The sequence below is a fragment of the Rothia sp. HMSC069D01 genome, assembly GCF_001810135.1.
Classification (GTDB): Bacteria; Actinomycetota; Actinomycetes; order Actinomycetales; family Micrococcaceae; genus Rothia.
In genome coordinates this window covers 1-9761 of record NZ_KV800074.1, presented here as the reverse complement: position 1 = coordinate 9761, position 9761 = coordinate 1, and the positions used below count along the sequence as shown (strand labels likewise).

Here is a 9761-nt window from a genome sequence, read left to right as displayed (position 1 = left end):
AATCCTGAACCGCACAATCGCCATCAGACGATGATTAAATCTCATACCTGATAATAGTGTAGGGAATAGAGGCAATAGATAGCACTAGGATAATTCACCAGAAAGTACTAAAGATTGTTTCCAACATCAATTATTCACTCGATTCTGAATCAGAGTCACTAGTATCAGAAACTTGCGTTACTGCACTCGTAGATTGTGGGTTCGCACCATCTCGTCGAGCTTTATAACCGCTAGCCAAGGACTTGAAATTACTCTTCGAATTACCCATAACAGCGTCTTGGAAGTCCTTTGCCAGCAAGCGTTCAGCTTGACGATCAGAGACAGGCTTCGGGTTCCGAGCAGAGTCATTCAACAACCTGCGCTGAACCCCCTTATCTATCCAATCAACGGAAGCATTCGCCGCACGTGATGCCATATCATTAGCAACAGTCCGCTTCACGGGACCGTACAGGTATTGGCCACCCTCACTCTTTGCTGAATACTTACCCTTCACAGGAGCAGTTATAAGGCTCTTATAGAACCCGGTTGTTGCACCAGACAGAAAACTTGCTGCAGCATCCTCAGCCTTAAAATTCTCGGCCTTCTTCGTGTAATCCCATACAGCACCAACACCGGCAGACAATGACTCACCCGCAACCTCTGGGGCATACTTACCCATCGTATTCTGCATCCTCATCCAAGGTGCAGGGTCCTTAGTCTTCCAGCTGATCTTACTCACGGAATCTCTACGGGCACTAATAAATGAAGCAGCCTTCTGAGCAGGCTTCTGCATAATAGAAGGTACAAGCTTATCAAAGCCCTTCTTGGAGGCAGCCTTGGAAGCCACCTTAGAAGCCATATTTTCCGTAAAACGGTTTACCGGAATTTTGGCAAAGACTTGAGCATGGGTAAACACCTTCGCGACAACACCCGTAACAGCACCTTTAGCTCCACCCTGGATTGTTTCTACCACAACGTTCCAGCCGTCAATCTGACCATTCTTTGTCTTCTCCAGAGCGCCAGCAGCACCTTCCAAAGCACCAGCGACCGCGCCAAACACAAGACCAGCAATAAGAGGACCACCCCAAAATACAGATGCAACCACTACCGCAACAGCAGCCACCTGCAACCAACGCGCCGCCATAATCGCACCCTTATTCTTAATGCGCTCCTGACGATACTCCTCGTACTCCTCAAACGAAATCGGCGACAAACCCCACGGATCCACCAAAGAAACCGGGTTACCACCCACCAGCGAGAACGGGTCAGCACCCCAACCAGCACCCACCGGCGCAGCCAAAGGATCAGGTGCAGTAAAGCGAGCCACACGCGAATCCACCACGCGGGCACCCAACACCTCAAAACCAGTAGAACCCAGCACCACACCCGAAGCCGCAGAAACACCAACCAGCGAATCCGGCAACACCGGCGTAGCACCAGCACTCTGAGCAGACGGCACAGCAGGCGCAGCAACACCCAAAGAAGCCCAACCATACGGATCCAACAGACCGGCGCCAGAACCGGCACCAGGCACCAGCGAACCCACAGAAGGCATCGACGAGCCGCCCACACCCAGCACACGCGGAACAAACGAATTCTCATCCCACACCAGCGGGTGCATCACCGAAGCATCAAAACCAGCTGCAGAACCCCCACCGGCGCGAGTACCGGTTGAGGGTACGCCAAGCTCAGGTACCCCAGCAGGCGCACCACCGGCAGCAAGCACACGACCATCAGTAGAAGCACACAACAGGGAGAAGGACACAGCCGAATCCTCAGCAGAACCCCATGACACCACAGAGTTCACAAACCCAGCCGCACCATAGGTTAGGGACGAGCCGGAACCATCCGAAGAAACCTGCAGAAGACGCGAATCATTACCGTCATACGAGAACACGCTCGTCGAAACCGGCACCAGGGTAACGCCCTCAAATTCCACAGACTCCGGGCACTGCGGCAGCCACGCCTGAGCATCCTCAACAGCAGAGGCAAACTCAGCCGACTGGGAGCCAGCCTTCGCCTCATCCTGCACGCCGTAGACGCATACTGCGCGAACGCGGGCACCCTCATCAGTGACCAGCACCTTCACCCAAGCATTCTCAGGCTGAGCGCTATCAAAGTACTCAACACGCACCAGCGCACCAGCGGCATCATAGGTCCAACGCAGAGTCTCGGTACCGCGAACAGCAGAAGAGAGCATCTGCGCGTCAGTGTAGGTGTACATGACCAGACCAGCAGGCGAATCCACACCGCTAATACGGCCCAAATCATCACGGATAATCTCAGTGTGCAGAGCCTCAGAAGAGTCTGCCACAGCCGAGTCTGCCACAGCGGGCTGCTCGGTCACAGAGGTCATGTGCGCGCCGCGGTAACCGAACTCGCGAACCCAGGTGCCCGCCAGGTCAGACACCTGTGCACGCACCAGTGCGTCTACCGCGTTGTACTCGAAGGAAGACTCCACACGAGACTCAGAGGTAACGGCGGTTCCATCCAGACGGTACGCGGTAATGTCAGTCTGCTTAACCATGCGGCCAGCAGCATCATACGCATAAGCGCTCGAACCCAGAGGGTGCACAAACTCAGTGCGCAGACCATCAGCATCGTAAGCGTAGGACAGCTCATAGCCGCCAGTCTCATCCATGTACGCGGTACGGAAAGACTCCGGAATCTGCGCACCAAACTCACGGCGCTGACGAACCAGACGACCCAAACGGTCATACGACTCAACGGTCACTACGGGAGCACCAAACGCATCAACGCCCGCGTGATCATAAGTCGTCATCGTACGGCGCGCAGAATCACGCTCCATACGGTACAACAGAGAGCCATTCACCGAATGGGAGCAAGGAACGCCGTCACGGTCGTACCCGAAGGAATGTACAGCACCATTACCGTCAGTGCTGGTCAGCAGACGACCGGCAGCATCATAGGTAGAGGTAGTGCGCACACCCAGCGGATTGGTTACCGCCAGAGCATTGCCCATCAGGTCATACTCGTAGCTGGTAATGCGACCGGCAGGGTCCATCACGGAGGTAACGTTACCCGCCTCGTCATAGCGGTAATGCGTCACGCCACCAGCACCATTAGTCACCGCAACCACCTGGGAAGCGGCATCATAGGTGAACGAACGAGTACCCCACTTGTTATCGCGGATGCTCTTCACGCGACCACAAGAATCCCAGGTGTAGAACACCGGAGAAGCCACACCGGAACCGGTAATAGACAGCACACGACCGCAGGCATCATAGCGAACGCGCGCCTCGGAACCGTCACCGTACACCTGGCGAATCAGACGGGAATCAGCGTCGTACTCGTAACGAGTCACAGACTGCTCAGCAGTACCGGCGGCCTCATAGGTTGCAACCAGTCGACCGCACGCATCGTAGCTGTACTCGGTCACACGACCCGCGGGGGAAATCATGCGTACCATCTGGTTTGAGCCGTTGTACTCGTAGCGGCTCAGACCGCCCTCAGCGTCCAGTACCTGCACGGGGTTACCCGCACCGTCATAAACCATCGTGGAGACAGTCGGGTCGTCAGCATCTGCACTAACCTGAGGACCAGAATCCTCGGGGAGAACCTCGGTACGCACCGGGCGGCCCAGGTGGTCACACGAAATGCGCACGCGATCAACACCATCGTTAGTGGTGAAGGTCTTGCGCGAGGAATCAACCGAAGTACGTACACTCACACCGGTCGGGTCAATCAACCCAGTCAGGGTGCTTGCAGCATCATACTCGCGAGTCCACACGCCACCGGCGGGGTCAATGGTGCGGATCAGGCGCATCAAACCATCGTAGGCGTAGCTGAACTGCGCACCACCCGGCAGGGTAATGCGGTCAATATTGCCGTTCGTATCAAAGGAACGTTCCATACGGCGACCCAGCGGGTCAACCACTGCCACAATGTCACCGCTCGGACCGTATTCGTACTCGGTACGGGCACCTGCAGGATCCACCGAAGCCACCAGGCGACCACCAGCAGCGTACTCAAAACGCCAGCGGGAACCATCCGGATCCTGACGGCACACCATGTGACCGGCAGAATCATAGGTGAACTCAGTCTCCAGCCCAAGAGCAGAAACAATCTTCACCAGGTGGCCCGCAGCAGAGTACTCACAACGGGTCAGCTGCTGCTCAGCATTACGAATACCGGTCAGCAGACCAAAATCGTCATACTCAAAGGAGACGGTAACGCCCTCATGGCTCACCACACGCTGCAGCAGGCCGTCAGCCCACTCAAAACGGGTCACATGACCGTTGCCGTCAGTCATAGAAGAGGGGTTACGCTCAAAATCGTTCGCGTACTCGTAAGTCACCGTAGTCATCGGGCTCACGGCAGGGCTCTGAGCAGACTCCTGCCCCGAAGTAGCCTCATCGAGGGTACGGCCCTGAGCCTCAGCCTCCAGACGGGCACGGCGAGCCAGACGGGCGGCACGGCGAGCGCGCGGATCCGTCTCAATAGCACTCACCGTCATAGAAACTACGCGGTCCTGCTCGTCATACGCAAAGAGGGTTTCTGCACCCTCATCGGTGACCTCACGAATGATACGGCCGCGCTCATCGCTGTAGCGAGTGGTACGGGAACCATCGCGGTCCACCACGCTCACACGGTTGCCAAAGTCATCGTAGGCATAACTAGCACGCCCGCCTTCCGCATCAACAATAGCGGTCAGGCGTGCGTACTGGTCACTAACCCACAGGTTCGTGTAGGAGGCATCTTCGTTCGAAACGTCAGTAATACCGTTCGGCAGGTAGCGGTAGCGAACACGACGACCGTATTCGGTGTCCTGCTCAGTAATACGACCGGCAGGGTCGTAGTAGTTCGTCACCTCAACAGTGCCGGTACTAGCCACCACGCGGTGAATCAGGCCGGCAGCGTCATGTTCATAACGGCGGGTACCGGCATCGCCGTGCACAGCGCACAGGTGGGTACGACCATCAAGGGTGACGTACTCGTAACGCACCGACTGACCACGAGAAGAGTGAATAGCGCTAACAAGGCCGCCTTCGGTGTACTCCACGTTGATACGTGCACCGCGCTGATGCGCAATAACGCCAACACGACCCTCTTCATCGCGCAGGTACGCGACAGCAGTACCTGCTCCAGCGCTCATACCCAGGTAAATACCGGTGAGGCTAAAAATGTGCTGGGTTCCAGAGTTGTCGGAGATACGCAGCAGGGACGAGGCACCGTAGCCCGTCGCGTGCAAAATATAGTGCAGGGAGGGGTCAGCAATAGAGCCCTCTTCACCCATCAGCTGGGCAAGGGGCAGCTCTTCAAGCCACCATGCTTCACGCGGGGCACGAGCATAGCCGTGGGTGCCGTCCTCACGAATCATTCGGTCGAAGGTAACCTCACGACCGTCAACCATAGTCCAGACAGCATTCTCAACGTTCAGCTGCACACGGCTCTCAATATTCGAGGACCAGCCAGCACCGAACACACCGGATACAGCGTGCTGACCGAGAACAGCCACGCTGTTGTACATGCGAGTTACAGAGCAAGCAGAAACCACGCCGGAGAACGCCATGTCGGTCTCTTCTTCAATGAAGTTACCCGTCGCAACGTTCACGGGGTCGTTCACGTAACCACTGGTAGTGGATTTACCCACAATAGCCGGAGTCGGAACTTCCAAATCGTGACGCTCGGTGCTAACTCCAGCTGCAGTAATGGCGCCATCCAGAACAGAATCAGCGACGGCAACAATCTGACCCGAGCTACCGTACTTTTCAAAGGTATTGGCTACGATGCCCAGCCAGGTCTTATCGTTAGCGTTCGACTTATTCCACGCTTCAAACGTGCTAATGAGATTTTCAGCGTCAATGGTTCCCCACTGGCACTTAGCCGCAAATTCAGAAGCAAGGCTACGGAGCTTACCGGGCTCAGCGTCAAAGCTAGTACCAAGGTTCGCCAAAGTACCAGAAAGAGCACGCACGGTTGAAGGGCGCGCTGAAGAAACAGGCATACCCGATGAACGAGTCTCAGTGCTCTCACGATGACCTAACGACGCAGTATCAATATTGGTGTCAGGTACGTAATGCTCAGCCTTCGGAGGATCACCTCCGAACGTTTCATTCCACCATTTACGGAAACCGCCCAAGTCAGTCTCATAGTGGTACATACGGTCGCGGTTCTCATTTTCCTTATGAGCAGCTTCCTTGAGGCGGTCCACCACCGTTGCCAGCTGGCGCAGAATATTCGCAATATCACGACCATCACTGACTGCAGTGTCAATATTGGCTGCCGTAATCTCTGCGTAGTGACCTTCAAAATCCTCAAGAGCCTTCGTCAAAGAGGACTTGAGGCCGGGAAGAGCATTATCAATGTTCTGCGCTACGCCACGGCAGGCATTCGCAAAAGCATCCGATGTTGCATCATCAAACTTAACTTTTTCATTGGTCACATTAGTTGAATCGGGCGCATCCATGCTCTGCCGCCTTTCGGGTGTGATTGGTTCGGAAGTGTGGTGATTAAACAGATGTAGACAGACATGCACACCATGTCTGGGAATAACGTGTACTTAAGCCAATTAGCAGAAAACGCCGCCTACCGCTCACCGCCCCGTAGCCGGGGGGCGGGGCGGTAAACGGCGTTTACCAGGGAAGGCTTAGGAGCCGCCACCTGCCTGGAAGATATCGGTAGAAATCTGGTTGAGCTGCTCGCGCAGGTCAGTCAGTTCCTGAGTCAGGTTACGCAGGGTGTTTTCTACACCGGGCCAGGTGTCATTGCGGAAACGCTCAGCCAGGGGGCCATCCCAGTTGTTGGGATCCTTCAGCTGGTTACCCTGCTGGTTGAGGTTGTTGATTTCGTTCTGCAGACCGCCATTGATGATGTTCTGGAGAGCAGTAATGGCATCCTTGGCTGCCTGCGATGAGAGTACGCGATCGGACACGATGTTCCTCTTTCGTCGTTGAGTTGCCGGAAGATGTGCATTAGATACGCGAATATCAAATACGCACCGTTAGTGCTTTGCACCACTTCGAACATTACACTATTTCGCGGCAAAGCGCACCCTCTACACCCTGTTGTGAGAAAAATTTCTCATAGTAGACATTGCACAACAGTGCGTGCATATACATTTATCTACTCTCATCAAGGGATTTCTCTCGCTACGGTATCCTTAGGAAATGCCAGCCCACCCTGGGTGGCACCCTATCGATAGAATCACCAACCACATACGAAATGAGGACTTTCATGTCTGAAAACACCCCGCAGCCGGCTGCACCGCAGCAGCCGCAGTTCACCCAGCAGGCACCCGCCGCACAGCCCGCATCCGGCGCACCTGTTGAGGCACCGAAAAAGAAGAAGTGGGCGGCTGTAACCGCGTTGGTTCTGGGCATTATTTCCGCACTGACCGGCTTCATTATTCTGGGCGCATTTACGGCAGTTCCGACCGTTATCTTCGCGATTATCGCCCTGATCATGGTCAAGCGCGGCACCGGCAAGGGCAAGGTCATGGCTATCGTTTCACTCGTGCTGGTCGCGGTTGCGATGGTCACCTTCATTCTGGGTAACAATGTGCGCGCAGAGAGGGACGCAAGGCTTAAGCAACGAGCCCAGGAAGCAATCCAGAAGTGTGAGAGCAAGGAATTTGTTGGCGCCTACTACACCGAGAAGGACGGTAAGCGCTACTGCGCATACGGCGGCTGGCTCTACCCTGTAGACGACGACAAGTAGACCGGTCGTCTGGTTTAGTAACCGATGATGTGATGGGTGGGGGCGTTCGTTCACGCGGCGATGACCGTGCCTGCGAGCGCCCCTCAACCGTATCTTCTGGAGGCGCCGCCGCCTAGTTTGGGTGGGGTACGTGCTCTTCCTATTCACCAACCACACGAAACGAGAAACCACCGTGCTTAGTCTCCCCCTGATTTTCTGGAGCACCGCCGCTACACTCGTAACAATTACGACGTTTTATGTCCTCATCAATTACGAGGTGCAGCGCTGGAAAGATAAGCAACGGCTACGTGAGGGTATTTATATCCGACGGGTTACTCGGCTTGAAGCTCTCATGACGATATTGACCCCGGCTCTCCCAATTCTTATGGCTGTAGTCTACATTCTTGAACCTGGCGCAGAAAGTATGAAGCTTGGGATAGTGGGTTTGTTGGCATCAGCGATATTTGTGGCCTACTTGCGGTATGTGCATGTCGCCTACGTGAAGACCTCCGCCGACGGCATCGAGCAACGTATCTGGTTCTCCAACCCGACCCGCTACCCCTTCAACGCGATCAACCGCGTCGTGTTCTACAAGGCATCGAATTATGAAGACGATGACATGGTGGGGTTCTACGCCAAGTCAGGCACCCAGATTGCCCTGTTTAGCCCGATGCCTCATAAAAATTACCGACTTCTGGCGATTGTACGGTTCAGGATTGAGAATGAACGTTGGCCTGACATGGACACCCCGGATGACGTAGCTCAGGTGGACCATTTGGATTGTGCCGGGAAGACGATGCGCTACTTTGAGAATTTGGGGAAGGTTACTGGCCTTGCCGATGTCTACATGTAACCCTCCCAATAAGCACCGGCTACCTCCCCCCTACATCCGAAGAGTCGCAACCGGCACGAACACCACCACCACCGCGAAAGAGGAGCACGCATCATGCACACCTTTTTCCTCCTGCTCTGGGGCATCTGCACCCTCGCATCAATCATCGGCGCCATCCTTGTCGTTGTCCTGCATAATAGGCACCTGCGCCAGGATATGAAGCTCCGCGACGAGGGCATCTACATTACGCGCGTGCCCCGCCGCGAAGCGCTCGTATGCCTTCTCACGCCCATACTCCCGGCAGGTTTCTTCGCGCTCTACCTCTACACGCAGGTAGAGCTCGGTATCCTCTTCAACCTGCTGGCGTTCATCATGCTGCTCTTCTTCCCCTACCACTTTCTGCACGTTCACCTGGTGTACACGAAAATCACGCCAGATGATGTGGAGCAGAAGCTCTCACCGTTCGCCACCGTGACCTCCTACCCGATTAGGGCTATCGACCAGGTTTTCTACTTCCAAGGTGAGGCGGAGGAAGTATTGGAATGGACCGGGGTAGGATCTGACAAGGCCACCTTCTACACCAAGAAAGGCAAGGAAATCGCCAAGCTAGACCCCGTTGGCAAGAACCACCGGCTGCTGGCAATCGTACGGTTCCGGCTTGAGTTTGACCGCTGGCCCGATATGCGGGACCCGCAGGATCTGGCGTATGTTGATACGTGGGATAGCCTCGAGTGGACCCGACCCCTGTTTAGGAAGCTGTACAGAAGACGCAACAAAATCACCGGCCTAGCGGATATCAAGATGTAGCGCCGCACGGCAGCCGATACGATAGACCCAAACGCCGAACCCTATTCACCAACCACACGAAACGAGAACCAACCATGCGTATTTTCCTCATCATCATATGGGGCGTTATGGCCTTCATCTCGGTAACCGGGACGCTCTACATCATCATCAATTACGAGATTCAGCGCTGGAAGGATATGGAGCGCCGCCGCCAAGGCGCGTACATCCGGCGAGTCAATCAGGCAGAGGCTCTCCTGACAATATTTACTCCTGGATTTCCGTGCCTCTATCTCTTTGCTCATCTTATAGACGAGGGGTCTCCAGGTGCCTTTTATGAACTCCTTGGGATATTTCTGTCAATCGGATTCATGATGTATGCCTGGTATGTGCATGTTGCCTATGTGAAGATCTCCCCTGAAGGTATTGAGCAGCGCATGTGGTCAGCACGCACGACCGTCTATCCATTCAACGCTATTGACGGCATTGAATACTATGAGGCAACCTC

At 55.1% G+C, this 9761-nt stretch carries 5 protein-coding genes and 1 pseudogene; 4 read left to right on the top strand and 2 right to left on the bottom strand.

Annotated features, from left to right (window positions below; all coding sequences use genetic code 11):
* Window positions 1–130: 130 nt before the first annotated feature.
* Together HMPREF2710_RS00030 and HMPREF2710_RS00025 are read right to left on the bottom strand one after the other, a co-directional pair.
* Entirely contained in the window at window positions 131–6409 is a 6279-nt protein-coding gene (locus tag HMPREF2710_RS00030; RefSeq protein WP_070598860.1) for a DUF6531 domain-containing protein, read from the bottom strand.
* A gap of 180 nt (window positions 6410–6589) precedes the next feature.
* On the bottom strand, window positions 6590–6874 hold the full coding sequence (locus HMPREF2710_RS00025; protein WP_005507345.1) for a pyrophosphorylase: 285 nt from the start codon (window positions 6872–6874) through the stop codon (window positions 6590–6592).
* A gap of 302 nt (window positions 6875–7176) precedes the next feature.
* Here HMPREF2710_RS00025 and HMPREF2710_RS00020 point away from each other — a divergent pair, with 302 nt between their 5' ends.
* The 4 genes and pseudogenes from HMPREF2710_RS00020 to HMPREF2710_RS00005 all read left to right on the top strand — a co-directional run.
* Window positions 7177–7659, top strand: coding sequence for a DUF4190 domain-containing protein (locus tag HMPREF2710_RS00020; RefSeq protein ID WP_070598858.1), 483 nt, complete (start codon window positions 7177–7179; stop codon window positions 7657–7659).
* A gap of 172 nt (window positions 7660–7831) precedes the next feature.
* Window positions 7832–8491: a hypothetical protein gene (locus HMPREF2710_RS00015; RefSeq protein ID WP_070598856.1), complete on the top strand. Its 660-nt coding sequence runs from the start codon at window positions 7832–7834 to the stop codon at window positions 8489–8491.
* Window positions 8492–8584: 93 nt separating this feature from the next.
* Entirely contained in the window at window positions 8585–9277 is a 693-nt protein-coding gene (locus tag HMPREF2710_RS00010) for a hypothetical protein (RefSeq protein WP_070598854.1), read from the top strand.
* A gap of 74 nt (window positions 9278–9351) precedes the next feature.
* Window positions 9352–9761 (top strand): annotated as a pseudogene (locus HMPREF2710_RS00005) (hypothetical protein); the annotation flags it as partial.